This window comes from Pseudomonas sp. MCal1, from assembly GCF_026341415.1.
Classification (GTDB): domain Bacteria; phylum Pseudomonadota; class Gammaproteobacteria; order Pseudomonadales; family Pseudomonadaceae; genus Aquipseudomonas.
Genome location: NZ_JAKUMP010000001.1, coordinates 616141 through 635810, shown reverse-complemented (window position 1 = coordinate 635810; position 19670 = coordinate 616141). Strand labels below are relative to the sequence as shown.

Annotated in this window: 17 protein-coding genes; 15 read left to right on the top strand and 2 right to left on the bottom strand. The window is 62.1% G+C overall.

Translation table 11 applies throughout. The annotated features are described in order from the left end of the window. Positions 1-85: 85 nt before the first annotated feature. The 3 genes from MKZ87_RS02905 to MKZ87_RS02895 are packed head-to-tail and all read left to right on the top strand — an operon-like array spanning position 86 to position 3747. Positions 86-1099 (top strand): iron ABC transporter substrate-binding protein, encoded by a 1014-nt coding sequence (locus MKZ87_RS02905; RefSeq protein WP_085702037.1) that lies wholly within the window; start codon positions 86-88, stop codon positions 1097-1099. A gap of 3 nt (positions 1100-1102) precedes the next feature. After that, positions 1103-2698, top strand: coding sequence for an ABC transporter permease (locus MKZ87_RS02900; RefSeq protein WP_085702036.1), 1596 nt, complete (start codon positions 1103-1105; stop codon positions 2696-2698). Beyond that, a complete protein-coding gene (locus tag MKZ87_RS02895) occupies positions 2695-3747 on the top strand; it encodes an ABC transporter ATP-binding protein (RefSeq protein WP_085702035.1) in 1053 nt (350 codons plus the stop codon). Before MKZ87_RS02900 ends, MKZ87_RS02895 begins: the two co-directional genes overlap by 4 nt. On the opposite strand, the gene MKZ87_RS02890 is transcribed toward MKZ87_RS02895, so the two are convergent. Continuing rightward, complete coding sequence (locus tag MKZ87_RS02890; RefSeq protein ID WP_085696090.1) at positions 3748-4638, bottom strand: site-specific integrase; 891 nt, start codon at positions 4636-4638, stop codon at positions 3748-3750. It lies immediately after the preceding gene. A gap of 431 nt (positions 4639-5069) precedes the next feature. On the opposite strand from MKZ87_RS02890, the gene arnB reads away from it, so the two are divergent. Genes arnB through MKZ87_RS02840 form a run of 10 tightly spaced genes read left to right on the top strand, consistent with a single transcriptional unit; the run spans position 5070 to position 16044 of the window. Continuing rightward, entirely contained in the window at positions 5070-6218 is a 1149-nt protein-coding gene (arnB, locus tag MKZ87_RS02885; RefSeq protein ID WP_085696089.1) for a UDP-4-amino-4-deoxy-L-arabinose aminotransferase, read from the top strand. After that, entirely contained in the window at positions 6215-7237 is a 1023-nt protein-coding gene (gene arnC / locus MKZ87_RS02880) for an undecaprenyl-phosphate 4-deoxy-4-formamido-L-arabinose transferase (protein WP_085702034.1), read from the top strand. Before arnB ends, arnC begins: the two co-directional genes overlap by 4 nt. Beyond that, positions 7234-9240, top strand: coding sequence for a bifunctional UDP-4-amino-4-deoxy-L-arabinose formyltransferase/UDP-glucuronic acid oxidase ArnA (gene arnA, locus MKZ87_RS02875; protein WP_085696087.1), 2007 nt, complete (start codon positions 7234-7236; stop codon positions 9238-9240). Before arnC ends, arnA begins: the two co-directional genes overlap by 4 nt. Next, complete coding sequence (gene arnD, locus MKZ87_RS02870; RefSeq protein WP_085702033.1) at positions 9240-10124, top strand: 4-deoxy-4-formamido-L-arabinose-phosphoundecaprenol deformylase; 885 nt, start codon at positions 9240-9242, stop codon at positions 10122-10124. The genes arnA and arnD overlap by 1 nt, the downstream gene beginning before the upstream one ends. Continuing rightward, positions 10121-11770 (top strand): lipid IV(A) 4-amino-4-deoxy-L-arabinosyltransferase, encoded by a 1650-nt coding sequence (gene arnT / locus MKZ87_RS02865; RefSeq protein ID WP_085702032.1) that lies wholly within the window; start codon positions 10121-10123, stop codon positions 11768-11770. The genes arnD and arnT overlap by 4 nt, the downstream gene beginning before the upstream one ends. Then, positions 11767-12111, top strand: a complete 345-nt coding sequence (gene arnE, locus MKZ87_RS02860) for a 4-amino-4-deoxy-L-arabinose-phosphoundecaprenol flippase subunit ArnE (RefSeq protein WP_085702031.1) — start codon at positions 11767-11769, stop codon at positions 12109-12111. Before arnT ends, arnE begins: the two co-directional genes overlap by 4 nt. Beyond that, complete coding sequence (gene arnF, locus MKZ87_RS02855) at positions 12108-12512, top strand: 4-amino-4-deoxy-L-arabinose-phosphoundecaprenol flippase subunit ArnF (RefSeq protein ID WP_085696083.1); 405 nt, start codon at positions 12108-12110, stop codon at positions 12510-12512. The genes arnE and arnF overlap by 4 nt, the downstream gene beginning before the upstream one ends. After that, on the top strand, positions 12509-13888 hold the full coding sequence (locus MKZ87_RS02850) for a UDP-glucose dehydrogenase family protein (protein ID WP_085696082.1): 1380 nt from the start codon (positions 12509-12511) through the stop codon (positions 13886-13888). Before arnF ends, MKZ87_RS02850 begins: the two co-directional genes overlap by 4 nt. Further along, positions 13888-15480, top strand: a complete 1593-nt coding sequence (locus tag MKZ87_RS02845; RefSeq protein WP_176247705.1) for an ArnT family glycosyltransferase — start codon at positions 13888-13890, stop codon at positions 15478-15480. Before MKZ87_RS02850 ends, MKZ87_RS02845 begins: the two co-directional genes overlap by 1 nt. Before the next feature lie 36 nt (positions 15481-15516). Then, complete coding sequence (locus MKZ87_RS02840; protein WP_266200236.1) at positions 15517-16044, top strand: GNAT family N-acetyltransferase; 528 nt, start codon at positions 15517-15519, stop codon at positions 16042-16044. On the opposite strand, the gene MKZ87_RS02835 is transcribed toward MKZ87_RS02840, so the two are convergent. Continuing rightward, complete coding sequence (locus MKZ87_RS02835) at positions 16028-16993, bottom strand: LysR family transcriptional regulator (RefSeq protein ID WP_266200235.1); 966 nt, start codon at positions 16991-16993, stop codon at positions 16028-16030. The genes MKZ87_RS02840 and MKZ87_RS02835 overlap by 17 nt on opposite strands. A gap of 308 nt (positions 16994-17301) precedes the next feature. On the opposite strand from MKZ87_RS02835, the gene argH reads away from it, so the two are divergent. Beyond that, positions 17302-18729, top strand: a complete 1428-nt coding sequence (gene argH / locus MKZ87_RS02830; RefSeq protein WP_266200234.1) for an argininosuccinate lyase — start codon at positions 17302-17304, stop codon at positions 18727-18729. A 61-nt stretch (positions 18730-18790) separates the two neighbouring features. Then, positions 18791-19669 (top strand): amino acid ABC transporter permease, encoded by an 879-nt coding sequence (locus MKZ87_RS02825; protein WP_085687163.1) that lies wholly within the window; start codon positions 18791-18793, stop codon positions 19667-19669. Position 19670: the final 1 nt, after the last annotated feature.

Below are 19670 nucleotides of genomic sequence, written 5' to 3'. Positions count from 1 at the left end.
GCCAGCCAACATATGCAAATCATTCGCATTGAAACTCACGCGAACGCTTGCCCATGAACGTCTAAAAAACAGGAGCTGCCCCGCCATGAGTCCATCCCTTCCGTCCTTCCTGAAACAGGCCGCGCTGGCGACTGCGCTGCTTGCTGCCGGGCAGGCCTTTGCCGCCGATTCAGTCGGCCTTCTGGTCTACAACGCCCAGCACGAAACCCTGACCAAGGCCTGGGTGGCCGGGTTCACCGAAGAAACCGGGATTCCGGTCACGGTGCGCAACGGCGACGATACGGAAATGGGCAATCAGATCGTACAGGAAGGTGCGGCGTCGCCAGCGGATGTGTTCCTGACGGAAAACTCCCCGGCCATGGTGCTGGTGGACAACGCCAAGCTGTTCGCGCCCGTGGCTCCGGCGACCCTCGAACAAGTCGATGCGGCGTATCGCCCGGCCCACGGCCATTGGGTCGGTATCGCCGCGCGCTCCACGGTGTTCGTCTACAACCCGGCCAAGCTGTCGGAAAAAGACCTGCCCAAATCGCTGATGGACCTCGCAAGCCCGGCCTGGAAAGGTCGCTGGGCCGCGTCGCCTGCCGGTGCGGATTTCCAGGCGATCGTCGCCGCCGTGCTGCAACAGAAAGGCGAAGCCGCCACCCTCGAATGGCTCAAGGGCATGAAAGCCAACTTCACCGCCTACCGAGGCAACAGCTCGGTGCTCAAAGCGGTGAACGCCGGACAAGTCGACAGCGGCGTGATCTATCACTATTACGCCTTCGTCGATCAGGCCAAGACCGGCGAAAACAGCAAGAACACCGCCCTGCACTACTTCAAGCATCAGGATCCGGGCGCATTCGTGAGCATTTCCGGTGGCGGCGTGCTGGCTTCCAGCAAACACCAGGAAGACGCGCAGAAATTCCTCCAATACATCACCGGCAAGCAAGGCCAGGATGTGTTGCGTACCGGCAACTCTTTTGAATACGCCGTTGGCAAGGACGCCGGTTCCAATCCGAAACTGGTGCCGTTGAAGGACCTGGACGCGCCGAAAGTCGATGCATCGAAGCTCGACAGCAAGAAAGCCGTCGAACTGATGACCCAGGCAGGACTGCTGTAATTGATGCCTGAATCGCTGCCCGCGGAGATCGTTGCGACGCCCTCCGCCCATTTGTCACGCAGGACCCGCGCCCTCAACGGACGCGGGAGTCCGTGGGTGGTCGTGCTGGCCATCGCGGTGTCGCTGTTGTCGTTGGTGCCGATCGGCTTTGTGATCGGCGTGTCGTGGTACACCGGCTGGGCAACCATCGAAGCTTTGGTCTTCCGCCCTCGGGTGGCCGAGCTGCTGATCAACACCGTGCTGCTGGTACTGATCACGCTGCCGATCTGCATCGTGCTCGGCACCACTCTGGCGTGGCTGACCGAACGTACCGACCTCCCGGGGCGACGGCTGTGGTCATTGCTGGCGGTCGCCCCGCTGGCGGTGCCGGCGTTCGTGCACAGCTACGCGTGGGTCAGCCTGATTCCGTCGATCAATGGATTGCCGGCCGGGGTGCTGGTGTCGGTGATCGCCTATTTTCCGTTTCTGTACCTGCCGATTGCGGCGACGTTGCGTCGTCTCGATCCGGCGATTGAAGACGTCGCCGAATCCCTCGGCCTCAAGCCGTGGGCAGTGTTTTTCCGGGTGGTGTTGCCGCAACTGCGCCTGGCGATCTGCGGCGGTGCGTTGCTGGTCGGTCTGCACTTGCTGGCGGAATACGGCCTGTACGCGATGATCCGCTTCGACACTTTCACCACGGCGATTTTCGACCAGTTCAAATCAACCTTTAACGGCCCGGCCGCCAACATGCTCGCCAGTGTATTGGCGCTGTGTTGCCTGGCGATGCTGATGGTGGAATCCGGCGCCCGTGGTCATGCGCGATACGCCCGCGTCGGCTCCGGCAGCGCTCGCGAACAACGCACCGTGCGCCTGCATCGGCGCACCGCCGCGCTGGGCTTGTGCCTGCAAGGCCTGACCTGCCTGCTGGCGCTCGGCGTGCCGTTGCTGACCCTCGGCAAATGGCTGATCGCCGGCGGCGCCGAGGTCTGGCAAGGCAACGAATGGCTGCCGGCGTTGCTGCAAACGCTGTCGTTCGGGGTGGCCGGTGCGCTGTTGACCAGCCTCGCGGCGATCCCGATTGCCTGGCTGTCAATTCGTGCCCCCGGCAAGCTGCAGCGCCTGCTCGAAGGCTGCAATTACATCACCAGCGCGCTGCCGGGAATCGTCGTGGCGCTGGCACTGGTGACCGTGACCATCCATTTCGCCCGACCGATCTACCAGACCACGATCACCGTGCTGCTGGCCTATCTGCTGATGTTTCTGCCCCGGGCACTGGTCAGCCTGCGCGCCGGGTTTGCGCAAGCGCCTGTCGAGCTGGAAAACATCGCGCAAAGCCTCGGGCGCTCACCGTTGCGCGCCCTGTGGCAGATCACCTTGCGTCTGGCGGCGCCCGGTGCGGCGGCGGGCGCGGCGCTGGTGTTTCTGGCGATCACCAATGAACTGACCGCGACCCTGCTGCTCGCGCCCAACGGCACGCGCACCCTGGCCACCGGTTTCTGGGCCATGACCAGCGAAATCGACTACGCCGCCGCAGCGCCTTACGCGCTGCTGATGGTGCTGTTGTCGCTGCCGCTCACGGCCATCCTCTATCACCAATCCAGGCGCAGTGCCGGCCGATGAACGCTCTCGAAATCAACTCATTAAGCAAAGCCTTCGGCGCACAAACGGCGCTGGACTCCGTCAACCTGTCCGTCCCGACCGGCAGCCGCACAGTGATCGTCGGCCCCTCCGGCTCCGGCAAGACCACCCTGTTGCGGATGATCGCCGGGTTCGAATTCCCCGACGCCGGCAGCCTCACGCTCAACGGCCAGACCCTGGTCGACAGCAACCACGCCGTACCCGCGTATCAACGGCAGATTGGTTACGTGCCGCAGGACGGTGCGCTGTTCCCGCACATGACCGTGGCCGACAACATCGGATTCGGACTGGCGGAAACCGGCGGCCGCCGAACCGAACGCATTCAGGCACTGATGGACAGCGTCGCCCTGAACGCCGACATGGCGGCGCGTTGGCCCCACGAACTGTCCGGCGGCCAGCAACAACGGGTGTCACTCGCTCGCGCACTGGCCCAGCGGCCACGCCTGATGCTGCTCGACGAGCCCTTTTCCGCCCTCGACACCGGCTTGCGCGGCGCCATGCGCAAAATGGTCGCGCGCCTGCTGGAGGATGCCGGCGTGACCACGATTCTGGTGACCCACGATCAGGGCGAAGCGCTGTCGTTCGCCGACCAGTTGGCCGTCATGCGCGACGGTCGTCTGGTGCAGTCGGGGCATCCGATGGACCTCTACCGCTATCCCTGCGACGAACAGACCGCGCATTTTCTCGGCGAAGCCGTGGTCATGCCCGCCCGGATCGAAGCCGGCTGGGCCCATTGCGACCTGGGTCGGGTGGCGGTCAACACCAACGGTTTTTCCGGCGCCGCGCAGATCATGCTGCGGCCGGAACAACTTCAACTCTCGGACATCCCGCCCGACCCGGACGGCTGCCACGCAGTGGTCACTGATCGAGACTTCGGCGGCAACGTCTGCACCCTGACCGTGGAACTTCGCTCCCGGGCCAGCCCCGGCCGCTCATTGCTGGTACGCAGCTCCGGCATGCACGCGCCACCGGCCGGCAGCACCGTGCAGTTGTCCATTCTGGGGACAGCCCACGTCTTTGCGGTGCCCTGACTACAGGTCGAAGCGATCCACCGCGCGGCGCCGCTCGTTGTCGTCGCGCACGTCGTAGCTGGCGGTCGTCTGGATGTTGCTGTGGTGGGCCAGCTTCTGGGCGATCGACAGGTCGTGTTCTTCGATCACCCGAGTGATGAACGAACGACGGAAATCATGGGGCATGATTTTCACACCGACCTGGGTCCCGCGCTGGCGGGCAATGTAATAGATCGCGTGCTTGGTAATGCGCTCACGGGTGATGTGGCTGCCACGGCGGATGCGGTTGAACAGAAACGTGTCGTCGCTCTCGCCTTCCTTGAGTTCCGAGCGACGAAACTCCAGCCAGGCATTCAGTTTGGCGAACGCCCAGGCTGGCGCGTACTTGATCAGTTGTTTATTGCCCTTGGCGGTGACGCACAGACTGCGCTCGTTGAAGTCCACCTGATTGAGGTCCAGATCCACCGACTCCGACTTGCGCATGCCGGTGCCGTACAACAGCGCAATCACCGCCGCATCACGCAAACCTTGCGGTCGCGGATCGGCCGCGCAGACTTCCATCAATTCATGTATCAGCGTGCGCTTCAAGTTGCGCCCCTGAGACAGTCGGGTACCGGCAATGCCTTTGACCGAGCGCATCTTCAATAAATGTTCCTGGCTGATAAGACTCATGCGCCAGGCTTCATTCATCACACCGCGAATGGCGTTTACATACAGCGAAGACGTATTCGGCGCGTAATTGTCGGCGCGCAATGCGGCGACTAACGCAACCACATCTTCCGGTTGCAGTGCATGCCAGGGAATGTCTTCGACGTTCATGTCTTCGAAGCCGAGACGGTCGGCGGCATCTTGCAGAACGTAACGCATGGTCAGTTGGCTGGAGGGAGCCAGACGCGCCAGATACACGGTCATCGGGTTGGTTTTCAGGGTGTCGGGGGATGCAACGGGTAAGTCAATCAAACGTCGGGCCTTGAGTAAAAACAGTTCAACACAGCAACTAACAACTGCAACATTTTTAATATAAGGGGAACACTTCCGTAGGACTTTTCTACTAAAAACCGCGATAAGCGGTAGAAGTCTGAACAGTGGCTGTATGGGTTTCAGATAAACGATTCGCCGACCGGTTTTTCATGTTCCTTTCACAAAAACGGGCATAACCTTAATTCCACTGAGTCCTGTGCCGGCGCTGCCCAACCTGCCGGGCAACGCCTGAAATGTCAACCGAACCCGACGTTATGTCGTCTTGGCAACTTATTGATGCAAAGGATTTTTTCGCGTCTACGCTTTGATTGGATCCGATTTCCTATTGGATCTATTTCTTTTTTCTTTGCAATGAGGTGTGCATGAGTCAGGCGTTTCTCCCCTTCTCTCGCCCCAGTATCGGCGACGAAGAAATTGCCGCCGTAGAGCAAGTACTGCGGTCCGGCTGGATCACCACCGGGCCGAAAAACCAGGCACTTGAAGAACAGTTTGCGCAGTACGTCGGTTGCCGGCATGCCGTGGCACTTTCCTCGGCCACCGGTGCCATGCATGTAACGTTGCTGGCGCTGGGCATCGGCCCCGGCGATGAAGTCATCACCCCGTCGCAGACCTGGGTGTCCACCGCCAACATGATTTCCCTGCTCGGCGCCACGCCGGTGTTCGTCGATGTCGACCGCGACACCCTGATGACCGACGCCGCGCGCATCGAAGCCGCCATTACCCCGCGTACCAAAGCGATCATTCCCGTGCATTACGCCGGCGCCGCGTTCGACCTTGATCCGCTGTACGCGCTGGCAGACAAGCACGGCATCGCCGTGATCGAAGACGCCGCCCATGCCGCCGGCACCCGCTATAAGGGCCGCCACGTCGGTTCGCATGGCACCGCGATCTTCTCGTTCCACGCGATCAAGAACATGACCTGCGCCGAAGGCGCGATGTTCGTCACCGACGACCAAGCCCTGGCCAACCGCGTGCGCATGCTCAAGTTCCATGGCCTGGGCGTCGATGCCTACGATCGCCTGACCCATGGCCGCAAACCCCAGGCCCAGGTGATCGAGCCCGGTTTCAAATACAACCTGGCCGACATCAACGCCGCGATTGCGCTGGTGCAACTGGAACGTCTGGACGCAATCAATGCCCGCCGCACCGAACTGGCCACGCAATACCTGCAAAAACTCGAAGGCCTGCCGGTGCAACCGCTGGCCGTTCCGCATTACGCGCAACAGCACGCCTGGCACCTGTTCATCCTGCGCATCGACAGCGAGCGCTGCGGGATCGATCGCGAAGCCTTCATGAAGGGTTTGCAGGAGCAAGGCATCGGCACCGGCATCCACTTCATCGCCACCCACCTGCACACCTGGTATCGCCAGCGTGACCCGCACTTGTCCCTGCCTGACACCGAGTGGAACTCGGCGCGGCTGTGCTCGATTCCCTTGTTCCCCGACATGACCGACCAGGATCTGGACCGGGTCGTCGGGGCCATTCAACACCTGATGGGGAAACGCCCGTGAGACCTTATCCGATTCATTGCGTGTCGATCGTCATCCCGGTCTACAACGAAGAAGACAGCCTGCCGGAACTGCTGCGCCGCACCCGCGCCGCCTGCCAGCAATTGCGCCATGACTACGAAATTGTGCTGGTCGATGACGGCAGTCGCGACGCCTCTGCGCAATTGCTCGAAGACGCCGCGTTAGTCGAGGACAGCCCATTCGTGGCGGTCATCCTCAACCGCAACTACGGTCAGCACGCCGCGATCATGGCCGGCTTCGAACAGTGCAAGGGCGACGTGGTGATCACCCTCGACGCCGACCTGCAGAACCCGCCGGAAGAAATCCCGCGTCTGGTGGCCGAGGCCGAAAAGGGCTACGACGTGGTCGGCACCGTGCGCGGCAATCGTCAGGACTCGGCGTTGCGCCGCTATCCGTCGAAACTGATCAACCTCGCCGTGCAACGCTCAACCGGTGTCGCCATGAGCGACTACGGCTGCATGCTCCGCGCCTACCGCCGCACCATCATCGACGCGATGCTCGCCTGCCGCGAACGCAGCACATTCATTCCGATCCTCGCCAACAGCTTCGCCCGCCACACCACCGAAATCCCCGTGGCCCACGCCGAGCGCGAACACGGCGATTCGAAATACAGCCCGATGCGCCTGATCAACCTGATGTTCGACTTGATCACCTGCATGACCACCACGCCCCTGCGCCTGCTGAGCATCGTCGGCTTCGCCATGGCCGGGCTCGGCGTGCTGTTCGCGGCGGCGCTGATTGTCATGCGCCTGGCGTTTGGCGCCGGCTGGGCCGGCGATGGCCTGTTCGTGCTGTTCGCCGTGCTGTTCGTGTTCACCGGTGGCCAGTTCATCGGCATGGGCCTGCTGGGCGAATACCTGGGCCGCATGTACAGCGATGTGCGCGCCCGCCCGCGTTTCTTCATCGAAAAGGTCCTGCGCGGGCACCCCGCCAAGCCGGTTCCAGCCATCACCGTTGACGGCCTCAATTCCAACTCCACGTCTGATCAGGTTCTCTCATGAGCGCAAAAACCGTTGTCTTCGCTTACCACGATATTGGCTGCGCCGGCATTCAAGCCCTGCTCGACAGTGGCTATGACATTGCGGCGGTGTTTACCCATGCCGATGATCCGAAGGAGAACACCTTCTACGCCTCGGTTGCACAACTGTGCGCCAACAAAGGCATTGCGGTTCATGCCCCGGAAGACGCCAACCACCCGTTGTGGATCGAGCGGATTGCCAAGCTCGATCCGGACTACATCTTCTCCTTCTACTATCGCCACCTGCTGAGCGAGCCCCTGCTGGCGCTGGCCAAAAAAGGCGCCTTCAACCTGCACGGCTCGTTGCTGCCGCGCTACCGTGGCCGCGCGCCGGCCAACTGGGTGCTGGTCAACGGCGAAACCGAGACCGGCGTGACCCTGCACCGCATGGTCAAACGTGCCGACGCCGGCGCCATCGTCGCCCAGCAGCGCGTGGCCATCGAACGCAGCGACAGCGCGCTGAGCCTGCACGGCAAACTGCGCGTCGCCGCCAGCGACCTGTTGCGCGACGCTTTGCCGGCGATGCTTCAGGGCCAACTCACCGAAACTCCGCAGGACGAATCCAAAGCCACGGTGTTCGGCCGTCGCACTCCGGCGGACGGCAAACTGGTCTGGGCGCAACCGGCGGAAAAACTGTTCAATCTGGTGCGGGCCGTGACCCAGCCCTACCCCGGCGCCTTCTGCGCCGTGGGCGAGCACAAGCTGATTGTGTGGAGCGCCGAAGTCGTCAAAGGCAACGAAGGCCAGGCGCCGGGCCGGGTCATCAGCGTCGATCCGCTGCGCATCGCCTGCGGTGAGGACTCGCTGGTGATCAACGCCGGTCAGCGCAACGACAACGGCCTGTACCTGAGCGGCCCGCAACTGGCCAATGAACTGGGTCTGGTGGACGGTTCGCTGCTGCGCGGTGCCGAATCCGGCCGTGGCCCGCGCCGCACACGGGTGCTGATCCTCGGTGTCAACGGTTTCATCGGCAACCATTTGTCCGAGCGCCTGCTGCGTGACGAGCGCTACGAAGTCTATGGCCTGGACATCGGTTCCGATGCCATCGACCGACTGCGCAGCCATCCGCGTTTTCACTTCGTCGAAGGCGACATCAGCATTCACTCGGAATGGATCGAGTACCACATCAAGAAATGCGACGTGGTCCTGCCGCTGGTGGCCATCGCCACGCCAATCGAATACACGCGCAATCCGCTGCGGGTGTTCGAGCTCGACTTCGAAGAAAACCTCAAGCTGGTGCGCTACTGCGTCAAATACAACAAGCGCGTGATCTTCCCGTCGACCTCGGAAGTCTATGGCATGTGCCAGGACAAGCACTTCGACGAAGACACCTCGAACCTGATCGTCGGCCCGATCAACAAGCAACGCTGGATCTACTCGGTGTCCAAGCAACTGCTGGACCGGGTGATCTGGGCGTATGGCGCCAAAGGGTTGAACTTCACACTGTTCCGTCCCTTCAACTGGATGGGGCCACGACTGGATCGCCTTGATTCGGCGCGCATCGGCAGCTCCCGCGCCATCACCCAGTTGATCCTCAATCTGGTGGAAGGCACGCCGATCCGCCTGTTCGACGGTGGCGAGCAGAAACGCTGCTTCACCGACATCGCCGATGGCGTCGAGGCGCTGGCGCGGATCATCGATAACGACAACGACGTCTGCAACGGCCAGATCATCAACATCGGCAATCCGGACAACGAGGCGAGCATTCGTCAGTTGGGCGAAGAACTGTTGCGCCAGTTCGAAGCGCATCCGCTGCGTTCCAACTTCCCGCCGTTCGCCGGTTTCCGCGACGTCGAAAGCAAGGCGTTCTACGGCGCCGGCTACCAGGACGTCGAGCACCGCAAACCGAGCATCGCCAACGCCAAGCGCCTGCTGGACTGGACGCCGACCGTGGAAATGCGCGAGACCATCGGCAACACGCTGGATTTCTTCCTGCGTGAAGCGATGCTGGAAATCGAGAAGCGCCCTCATAAAGAGGCATGCTGATGCAGGCCGGATTGCGCATCGATGTCGACACCTATCGCGGCACCCGCGAAGGCGTGCCGCGCTTGCTGGAAATTCTCGATGAAGCGCAGATCAAGGCGACGTTTTTCTTCAGTGTCGGTCCGGACAACATGGGCCGGCATCTGTGGCGCCTGATCCGTCCGCAGTTCCTCTGGAAAATGCTGCGCTCCAACGCCGCCGGTCTGTACGGCTGGGACATCCTGCTCGCAGGCACGGCGTGGCCGGGCAAACCGATCGGCCGCGACCTCGGGCACCTGATGCGTCAGGCCCGGGCCGCCGGCCACGAGGTCGGCCTGCACGCCTGGGATCACCACGGCTGGCAGGCCAATGCCGGGCGCTGGAGCGATGCGCAACTGGTCGAGCAGATCCGTCAGGGCGTCGACACCTTGAGCGACATCCTCGGCGAAAAGGTCATGTGTTCAGCCGCCGCCGGTTGGCGTGCGGACGAGCGTGTGATCGAAGCCAAACAAGCCTTCGGCTTTCGCTACAACAGCGATTGCCGTGGGCAGCGGCTGTTCCGCCCATTGCTGTCTGACGGCTCGGTCGGCGCGCCGCAGATTCCGGTGGACCTGCCGACCTTCGATGAAGTGGTCGGGCCGAGTGTGGCGGCGAAGGATTTCAACGCTTTCATCCTCGACCGGTTCCGCCCGGACAACCTCAACGTCTACACCATTCATGCCGAAGTAGAAGGGATTCTGATGGCCGAAGATTTTCGTCGACTGCTGGCCGACGCACGCCAGCGACATATCCACTTTCAGCCGCTGGGCGACTTGCTGCCCGAGTTTCTCAACACCCTGCCCGTCGGTCGTGTGCAACGCGGCGCCCTCGAAGGCCGCGAAGGCTGGCTGGGAGTGCAAGGCGCATGAGCAAACGCTGGGCATTACCGCTGTTGCTGGGGATTTTTCTGCTGGCCTATTTACTGCCGCTGGGCAGTCATGGTCTGTGGATTCCCGATGAAACCCGTTATGCGCAGATCAGCCAGGACATGCTGCTGAGCGGCAACTGGGTGTCGCCGCATTTCCTGAACCTGCGCTACTTCGAAAAACCGGCGGCCGGGTACTGGATGATCGCCCTCGGGCAGGCCGTGTTTGGGCAGAACCTGTTCGGCGTGCGGTTTGCCTCGGCCCTGAGCACCGGGCTGAGCGTGCTGCTGTGCTTTCTCATCGCCCGCCGTTTGTGGAATGACCCGCGCAAAAGCTTCGTCTGCGCCCTGCTCTACATGAGCTTCGTCATCGTTGCCGGCCAGGCCGGTTACGCCAACCTTGACCCGCAATTCACCTTCTGGGTCAACCTGAGTCTGGTGGCGCTGTGGTTTGCCCTCGACAGCCGTTCCAACGGCCAGCGCATGGCCGGTTGGGCGGTGCTGGGCCTGGCGTGCGGCATGGGGTTCATGACCAAGGGGTTTCTCGCCTGGCTGCTGCCGGTGCTGATCGCCTTGCCGTGGATGCTCTGGCAAAAGCGCTGGAAGGAATTGCTGCTGTACGGCCCGATTGCGATTGCCGTAGCGATCATCGTCAGCCTGCCGTGGGTGTTGGCGGTGCACGGTCAGGAACCGGATTACTGGCGATTCTTCTTCTGGCACGAGCACATCCGCCGGTTTGCCGGCGACGATGCCCAGCATGACGCGCCGTGGTGGTTCTATCTGCCGCTGCTGGTGGCGTTCAGTCTGCCGTGGGTGGGAATGCTGCCGGTGGCGCTGAAACAGGCGTGGCAGACCCGTCGTGATACGAGCATTGCGTTTCTCGGCCTGTGGCTGCTGATGCCGCTGCTGTTCTTCAGTCTGAGCAACGGCAAGTTGCCGACCTACATTTTGCCGTGCCTGCTGCCGCTGGCGTTGCTGCTGGGCCATGCACTGGCCGATCGCCTGCGCCTGGAGCAAGGCCGGGCACTGGGCCTCAATGGCCTGCTGAACCTGTTGCTGGGCATCGTCACGCTGATCGGGCTGGTTTACGTGCAGCTCAAGCGCCCGCTGTACGACCACGAATTGCACAGTCTGGTGCTGGTGTTCATCGCCCTGACCGGCTGGATCATCAGCAACCTGCTGCAAGCGTTTCGTCCGTTGCAATGCTGGGCGGCGCCGGCGGTGGGCAGTTTGCTGCTGATCGCATTGCTGCCGGCATCACTGCCCAAATCGGTGGTGGCGAACAAGATGCCAGACCAGTTCATCCTCGCCCATCAAACGGAACTGGCGAGCGCCACGCACCTGCTGAGCAACGACCTGGGCGCCGCGTCGGCCCTGTCCTGGCGCCTGAAACGTCCGCAGGTCGCGCTATACAACACGATAGGCGAATTGAAATATGGGCTTGCCTATCCTGACGGCATTCAACAACGGGTCGATCCCGATCAGGTGCAACAGTGGATGCGCGAAGCCCGCAAGACCGGTTCGGTCGGCGTGGTGATGCGGGTCAAGGGGCAAGACGAACTGGACGAACTCGACAGACTGCCCAAGGACGGCGTTCGTTATGAGCAAGGCAATCTGGTGATCATGATGCTTCCGCAGGAGGCGTCATGAGCCTGTGGTTGCTGTTGCTCGCCTGCCTGCTGACCTGCCTGGGCCAGGTCGCGCAGAAATTCGCCGTCGAGAGCTGGCGCGTCGCGAGCCTGCCGTGGTCGCGAAAAGTGCGCTCGCCGTGGCTGTGGCTGGCCCTGTTTGCCCTCGGCGGCGGATTGCTGGTGTGGTTGCTGGTGTTGCAGCGCCTGCCGGTCGGCATCGCCTACCCGATGCTCAGCCTGAATTTCGTGATCATCACCCTGATCGCCCGTTTCGCGTTCAAGGAGCCCGTCGACATTCAGCACTGGTTCGGCGTGTTGCTGGTGATCGGCGGCGTGGTGCTGTTGGGGCAACAGTCATGAACCGGCGCCATGGAATTTTCTTCGCCCTGGCCAGCGTGCTGCTGGTGAGCGTGGCGCAACTGAGCATGCGCTGGAGCATGACGCGCCTGCCCCGACCGGATCAGTGGCTGACCGTGCCCGGTGTCGATTCAGTCGCGCTGGCCGTGGTGCTCGCGGCGATCTTCGCCTATGCGCTGTCGATGCTCTGCTGGCTCGCCGCCCTGCGCGATCTGCCGCTGGGCCGGGCCTATTCGCTGCTGAGCATCAGCTATGCGCTGGTGTATCTGCTGGCGGCCAGCCTGCCGTGGTTCAACGAATCCTTCAGTTTCTCCAAATCACTGGGCGTGGCGCTGGTCATGCTCGGGGTCATCACCATCAATACTCGTCCGGCCCGTGCGCCCGAATTGAGGAGTTCGCCATGAAAATCACAGTGTTTGGTAGCGGTTATGTCGGCCTGGTGCAGGCCGCCGTGCTGGCCGAAGTCGGCCATGACGTGGTGTGCATGGACATCGACGAGAAAAAAGTCGAACTGTTGCGTCAGGGCCACGTCAGCATCTTCGAGCCGGGGCTGGCCAGCCTGGTCCGCGAAGGCCTGGACGCCGGGCGCCTGCAATTCACCTGCGATGAAAAACTCGCGGTGCAGCATGGCAAGGTCGCGTTCATTGCCGTCGGCACCCCATCGAAAGAAGACGGTTCGGCCGACCTGCGTTACGTGCTCTCGGTAGGCGACGCCGTGGCTCGCCACCGTGAACAGCCGCTGATTCTGGTGGAGAAATCCACCGTACCCGTCGGCACCGGCGACACCTTGCGCACCCATCTGGACAAAGCGCTACTCAAGGCCGGACGCCTGTTGCAGTTCGATATCGTCTCCAACCCGGAATTTCTCAAGGAAGGCTCGGCGGTCGCCGATTGCCGTCGGCCGGACCGGATCGTCATCGGCTGCGAACGCGAAGAAGTGCGCGACGTGATGCGCGATCTGTACTCGCCGTTCAACCGCAATCATGACCGCATCATGTTCATGGACCTGCGCAGCGCCGAACTGACCAAGTACGCCGCCAACTGCATGCTGGCGACCAAGATCAGTTTCATCAACCAGATCGCCGAGCTGGCCGAACACCTGGGTGCGGACATCGAATCGGTGCGCCAAGGCATCGGCGCCGACAGCCGTATTGGCTACCACTTCATCTACCCCGGTTGCGGTTACGGCGGCTCGTGCTTCCCAAAAGACATGCGCGCACTGATCCACAGCGCCGAAGAGGCACACTGCTCCAGTGATTTGCTGCAAGCGGTGGAAGCGATCAACCAGCGGCAGAAACACAAGTTGTTCGAACGCATCAACGCGTTCTACAAGGGCGAACTGCGCGGCAAGACTTTCGCCCTGTGGGGCCTGGCCTTCAAGCCGAACACCGACGACATGCGCGACGCGCCGAGCCGGGTGCTGCTGGAGTCATTGTGGGCCGCTGGCGCCAATGTGCGGGCGTTCGACCCGGAAGCGATGCAGGAAACCCAGCATCTGTACCCGGACGAATCGAAACTGATGCTGATGGGCACTCCGGAATCCGTGCTCGCCGGTTCCGACGCGCTGATCATCTGCACCGAATGGCAGCAGTTCAAGGCGCCGGATTTCGACCTGATACAACAACGCCTCAAGGCCCCGGTGATCTTCGACGGCCGCAACCTGTACGACGCCGAACGCCTGGCCCGCAACGGCTTCCATTACTTCCCGATGGGCCGTGGCGAATCGCGCGCCCTGCCGATTCCCTTGCAGCAGTGGCCGCACGCTTCGGACGTGGCCTGATGGGGTTATCCCCCACCCTGCGCCGGCAGTCCCTGATCGCAGGGCTGCTGGCGTTCGTGTTGTTCATTGCCGGCGTGTACGGGCAAGCGCCGATCGGTTTCGACTCACGCTTCGTGCTGTTTGCCCAGGAAATGCTGCGACACGGACCCAGCGTGTTTCCCACCACTTATGGTGAGCCGTACGCGGATTATTCGGCGCTGTCGACGCTGTTCATCTGGCTGTTGTCGTTACCGTTCGGCACGGTCAACAGCCTGACGGCGTGGCTGCCGAGCGCGGTTGCCGGTGCGGTGATCGTGACGTTGATGTATCGCTTGCTCGCGCCTTCATCCGTGCGCTGGGCGGTGGTCAGCATCGCGCTGCTGATGCTCACCGGCACCTTCATCACCGAGACCCGCGCGGTATCGCAGGATCTGATGCTCGCCGCCGTGGCGTTTTCGGTGTTCTACCTCGGCTATGCCCACGATCATTTCGCTGCCGCTCGACGCTGGCCGCTGGTGTTCCTTCTATTGCTGCTGGGGTTCGGTATTCGCGGGCCGATCGGGCTGGTGGTGCCGACCGGCATGCTGTGCAGTTACTACCTGCTGGGTCGCCAATGGTCGCGTCTGTTGACCTTCGGTGTGCTGGCGTCGCTGCTGCTGGCAGCGTGCGTCGGGCTGTTGTTGTGGCTGGCGGATCTCAGCGGCGGGTCGGCGTTTCGTCAGGACGTGATCCGCATGCAGTTCATGGGGCGCATGGACGGCAGCGAAGGCGTCAGCGGTTCGCTGTATTACTTCACCAGCTCGCTGGGCAACTACGCGCTGGCGTATCCGCTGGCCTTGCTGGCGCTGGCGGCCGCGTGGCTGAGCCAACCTCGGCAGCGCGGCCCGGCCTTGCGACTGGTGCAGTATTGCGCGGCGGCGGGGTTGATCGTGATGGTCGGGCTGTCAATTCCGCAGGCGAAAAAAGCCCGCTACCTGCTGCCGATGCTACCCATGGCGGCGATCATTGCGGCGTATCCGTTTCAGGTGTTGCATGGCCGGGTGTTTGCCTGGCTGCGTGTCGGCCTGCAGGGATTGTGGTTATTGATTCCTGGATTGTTGATCGTCCTGTTGTGGGTGGCGAAGCGACGGTTTCCCGAGTCGTTGACCGACCTGACACCGGTAATGATCGTGCTGGGATTGCTGCAGCTGGCCGCAATGTCGCGGTTGCGACTGCCGCGCTGGCGAACCGAAGTCCTCGCGTTCAGTGCCGTGCTGGCGGTCTGGTCGGCCTATGCGCTGGTGTTCGAACCGGTCGAGCGCCAGCTCTATGACACGCGAACCTTCAGTCAGGCGGTAATAAAGCGGATCCACGAGCAACCCGCGCCGCTGGTGCTGCACGGCATGGGCAAGGACGCCAAGGCGATCAAGTTCATGGTCAACGTCGAGCAGGACCTGCAACCGCTGTTCACCGAAACCACGCAGGCACTCGAAGCACTCAAGGGGCCGGCGTGGCTGATGATGGATCGCAGTGACTACCTGGCCCTGCAAGGCACGCCGATCGGGGCGTTGCAGCCGGTGCTGAGCGGGCGATTCGACAAAAACGATTATGTGTTGCTATGGCTGACGCCTTAACCTGCGCGCCTTGATTTCGACAGGGACCGCTGACTGATGACCTTTACCGTGCGACTGGCCCTGGCAGCCGATGCCATCGCCCTCCCCGCCATCGAGCGTTCGGCCGCCGCGCTGTTTCGCCTCGACCCGTCACTGGCGTGGCTGGCAAATGCCGCTGTGCCGCAGGCCTCGGAGCATTTAGCGGCCATTGAACGGGACGAACTGTGGGTGGCGGAAAACAACGACGGGCAACTTGCAGGTTTTTTAAGGGCGGTGACTGTCGATCAACAGTTGCACATTGAGGAACTGTCCGTCAGCCAACACTTTCAAGGTCGGGGCGTCGGTCGCAAGTTGCTGTTGTCGGCGATTGAACAAGCGCGTCTGTGGCAACTTCGGGCGGTGACGCTGACGACGTTTCGCGACCTTGCATGGAATGCGCCGTTCTATCAGCGCATGGGTTTTGCGCTATTGAACGCCGAAGACTGCGACGCGCGCCTGAACCAAGTATTGCGCAATGAAATCGCTCACGGATTGCCCGGCGAGCGACGTTGCGCCATGCGCCTGGTGCTCACGCCGTCGCCTTGAGATCAACCCCCAGCGCCTGGGCAAACGCCTTGACCAACGGGCTGCGCACGGTGTTGTGTCGCAGGATCAGATTGAACGGCGTGTCGAAGTGGATCAGCTCCGGGCACACCGCGCGAAACTGCCCGGCGGCCACCAGCGTGGCGGCGTAATGCTGGGGCAGAAAGCCCACGAAACGCCCGGTCTTGATCAACAACGCCACCGCTTCGACCTGGGTCGCCGAGGCGGAAAAACTGTCGTAGCGGGCAAAGTTGAGCTTGTCGCGATGGATCGCATAGCGGTGGTTGATGCACTCGTAATCCTGCAGCACGTTGCCGCCTATCTCGTCTGCCGGCAGGTCGAACAACGGGTGGCCGACGGCGCAGTAAGCCTGCGAGCGTTCTTCATAGAGCGGGTAATAATCGAATTCTTCGCGCTTTTGATAAACCGGAACGATTCCGGCCACTAAGCGACCTTCCACTACGCCTCTTTCAACTTCATCCAACTGGGTCGCCTGAAGTTGAAACCTTACTTTCGGCGAGTGCTCATTTATTTTTCTAAGCGCGGCAACTAACGGCGAATTATCGTCGCTGATCGTATTGTCGATCACCCCCACCCCCAGATCACCGATAAGTTCATTCTGCGCCGAACTAAGACGGTCACGAAAGTTGTCGACCGAGGCAAACAAGTCAATCGACGCCTGATACACCAGACGCCCCTCTTCGGTCAGGTGAAACCCTTCGCGACCCCGGGTACACAGGCGCATGCCGATGCGGATTTCCAGGTCGGAGATCTGCTTGCTGATCGCCGCCAAGCCCACGTTCAGCTCGTTTTGCGCCGCGCTGAAGCCGCCGGCCTCGACCACCGCCTTGAACACCTTGAGCAGTTTGAAATCCAGTCCGCTGAGGGCCAAAGGTGCCCGGTGAGCGGTTTTGACCGGTGGGTTTCCGGAATTGGAAAGTGGGGTTTCCATAATGCTGATTTACCTCTGGCGCAATGTTCAACAATCTGTGTCCAACAACAAAAACATCGCCGGCTAATAATAATGACCACAGAAAACAAGCCTTGGCAACCGCCAAAAAATCCCGAACATCAGTGCCAACTCACTGATCGACAAACATAAAAAGCTGACACTTCGATCAGCTCTTGTCTCTTTGCAACTGCCCTCTTGAAAACTGCTTTGGCCTGATTCCGTCCGCGGCTGTTCGCTAAATAGCCAGCGCGACTTTCAGGGCCATGCACACCGATTTCAGTTCGCTTTACCGACGAGGAAAACAACAAATGTCTCAAACCACCGACCGTCTCTGGGGCGCCCGTTTCAAAAGCGGCCCGTCCGCAGCCCTGGCGGCCCTGTCCCGTTGCCCCGAGCGCTATTTCCGCCTGACGCCGTACGATCTGGCCGGCTCCAAGGCCCACGCCGGGGAACTGCAACGTGCCGGCCTGCTGGACGAGCAGGAAACCCGCACGATGATTGAAGCCCTGGACGGCATCGGTGCCGATTTCGCTGCCGGGTGCATCGCCCCGACGCTGGACGACGAAGACGTTCACACCTTCATCGAACGCCTGCTGACCGAGCGCCTCGGCGCGCTGGGCGGCAAGCTGCGCGCCGGCCGCTCGCGCAACGACCAGACCGCCAACGATCTGCGCCTGTTCCTGCGCGATCACGTGCGCACCCTGGCCGTGGAAGTGCTGGCCCTGCAAACGGCGCTGGTGGATCAGGCCGAGCAGCACGTCGAAAGCATCTGCCCCGGTTTCACCCACTTGCAGCAGGCGCAACCGATCGTGTTCGCCCATCACCTGCTGGCCCACGCCCAATCGATGTTGCGTGACGTGCAGCGCCTGGTGGACTGGGACGCGCGCACTTCGCTATCGCCCCTCGGTGCTGCGGCCATGGCCGGTTCCGCCATCGCTCGCCAGCCGCAGCAATCGGCCAAGGAAATGGGCTACGCCGGGGTTTGCGAAAACTCCATCGACGCCGTGGCCAGCCGCGATCACGTCGCCGAATTCCTGTTCATCGCCAGCATGCTCGGAATCAATATCTCGCGTCTGGCCGAAGAGTTCTGCCTGTGGTCGTCGCGCCAGTTCCGCTGGGTCGATCTGGATGACGCCTACGCCACCGGCAGCTCGATCATGCCGCAGAAGAAAAACCCCGACATCGCCGAACTGGCCCGGGGGAAGGCTGGCCGCCTGATCGGCAACCTGACCGGCCTGCTCTCGACGCTCAAATCCCTGCCGCTGTCGTACAACCGCGACCTGAGCGAAGACAAGAACGGCGTGCTCGACAGTGTCGACACCCTGCTGCTGGTGCTGCCGGCCATGGCCGGAATGGTTGCGACCATGACCGTCAACGTCGAGGAATTGCGGCGTCAGGCGCCGCTGGGTTTCACCCTCGCCACCGAAGTCGCCGACTGGCTGGCGGTGCGCGGTGTGCCGTTCAAGGAAGCCCACGAAATCACCGGAGCGCTGGTGCAAGCCTGCGAAAAACACGACCTCGAATTGTGGGAAGCCTCGCCGGCATTGCTGGCCGAGATCGACCCGCGTCTCACGGCAGACGTGCGTGACAGCCTGACCCTGGAAGCCGCCATCGCTGCCCGCAGCGGTTGGGGCGGCACCGCGCCGCAACAGGTGCGCGAGCAGATCAGCCGCTTGAAAACCGCCCTCGCCGCGCAGCAACAGTGGACCGAAAACTACCAGGGCTTCCGCCTCTGAGCCGGGTCCCCCTCCCACCGGGAGGGGGTTGATCGAAAAGTACAGTGTACGGAGAAACACCATGAGCCAGACTCAGGCAGAACGACTCCAGGCGGAGCGCAAACTGGCGGAAAACCAGTTCGACATTACCCAGTACCAACACGTGCCACGGCGTTATTACGGGCGGATTTTCTTCGCCACCGTGATCGTCATCGCCATCATCGGCCTGGTGCGGGCCTTCGCCGAAGGCAAGATCGAATGGTCGTACATCGGCCAGTTCCTCACCTCCGAAGCGATCATGTGGGGCCTGTTCAACACGATCATCATGGCCGTGCTGGCCATGGCGCTGGGCATCGTGTTCGGGGTCATCACCGCCATCATGCGCATGTCGGCCAACCCGATCCTGCGCTACGTGGCAGTGACCTACACCTGGCTGTTTCGCGGTACGCCGCTGATTCTGCAACTGCTGTTGTGGTTCAACCTGGCGCTGATCTTCCCCACCATCGGCATTCCCGGCCTGTTCCAGCTCGACACCGTGAGCCTGATGACGCCGTTCGTGGCCGCCCTGCTCGGCTTGAGCATCAACCAGGGCGCCTACACCGCTGAAGTGGTGCGCGCCGGCCTGCTGTCGGTGGACACCGGCCAGTACGAAGCGGCCAAGTCGATCGGCATGCCACGCCTGCAAGCGCTGCGCCGGATCATCTTGCCCCAGGCCATGCGAATCATCATTCCGCCGGTCGGCAACGAATTTATCGGCATGGTGAAAATGACCTCGCTGGCCAGCGTGATCCAGTACTCGGAACTGCTCTACAACGCCCAGAACATCTACTACGCCAACGCCCGGGTCATGGAGCTGCTGATCGTCGCCGGTATCTGGTACCTGGCCACCGTCACCGTCCTGTCCTTTGGTCAAAGCCGTCTGGAGCGTCGTTTCGCTCGCGGCGCCGGCAAGCGTTCTTGAG

Excerpts from the sequence above, each read along its gene's own strand:
- MKZ87_RS02835 (WP_266200235.1), bottom strand. The coding sequence starts at position 16,993 with ATGGAAACCCCACTTTCCAATTCCGGAAACCCACCGGTCAAAACCGCT.
- MKZ87_RS02840 (WP_266200236.1), top strand. The coding sequence starts at position 15,517 with ATGACCTTTACCGTGCGACTGGCCCTGGCAGCCGATGCCATCGCCCTC.
- argH (WP_266200234.1), top strand. The coding sequence starts at position 17,302 with ATGTCTCAAACCACCGACCGTCTCTGGGGCGCCCGTTTCAAAAGCGGC.
- arnA (WP_085696087.1), top strand. The coding sequence starts at position 7,234 with ATGAGCGCAAAAACCGTTGTCTTCGCTTACCACGATATTGGCTGCGCC.
- MKZ87_RS02850 (WP_085696082.1), top strand. The coding sequence starts at position 12,509 with ATGAAAATCACAGTGTTTGGTAGCGGTTATGTCGGCCTGGTGCAGGCC.
- MKZ87_RS02895 (WP_085702035.1), top strand. The coding sequence starts at position 2,695 with ATGAACGCTCTCGAAATCAACTCATTAAGCAAAGCCTTCGGCGCACAA.
- arnB (WP_085696089.1), top strand. The coding sequence starts at position 5,070 with ATGAGTCAGGCGTTTCTCCCCTTCTCTCGCCCCAGTATCGGCGACGAA.
- arnD (WP_085702033.1), top strand. The coding sequence starts at position 9,240 with ATGCAGGCCGGATTGCGCATCGATGTCGACACCTATCGCGGCACCCGC.
- MKZ87_RS02890 (WP_085696090.1), bottom strand. The coding sequence starts at position 4,638 with ATGACCGTGTATCTGGCGCGTCTGGCTCCCTCCAGCCAACTGACCATG.
- arnT (WP_085702032.1), top strand. The coding sequence starts at position 10,121 with ATGAGCAAACGCTGGGCATTACCGCTGTTGCTGGGGATTTTTCTGCTG.
- arnE (WP_085702031.1), top strand. The coding sequence starts at position 11,767 with ATGAGCCTGTGGTTGCTGTTGCTCGCCTGCCTGCTGACCTGCCTGGGC.
- MKZ87_RS02845 (WP_176247705.1), top strand. The coding sequence starts at position 13,888 with ATGGGGTTATCCCCCACCCTGCGCCGGCAGTCCCTGATCGCAGGGCTG.
- arnF (WP_085696083.1), top strand. The coding sequence starts at position 12,108 with ATGAACCGGCGCCATGGAATTTTCTTCGCCCTGGCCAGCGTGCTGCTG.
- MKZ87_RS02825 (WP_085687163.1), top strand. The coding sequence starts at position 18,791 with ATGAGCCAGACTCAGGCAGAACGACTCCAGGCGGAGCGCAAACTGGCG.
- MKZ87_RS02900 (WP_085702036.1), top strand. The coding sequence starts at position 1,103 with ATGCCTGAATCGCTGCCCGCGGAGATCGTTGCGACGCCCTCCGCCCAT.
- MKZ87_RS02905 (WP_085702037.1), top strand. The coding sequence starts at position 86 with ATGAGTCCATCCCTTCCGTCCTTCCTGAAACAGGCCGCGCTGGCGACT.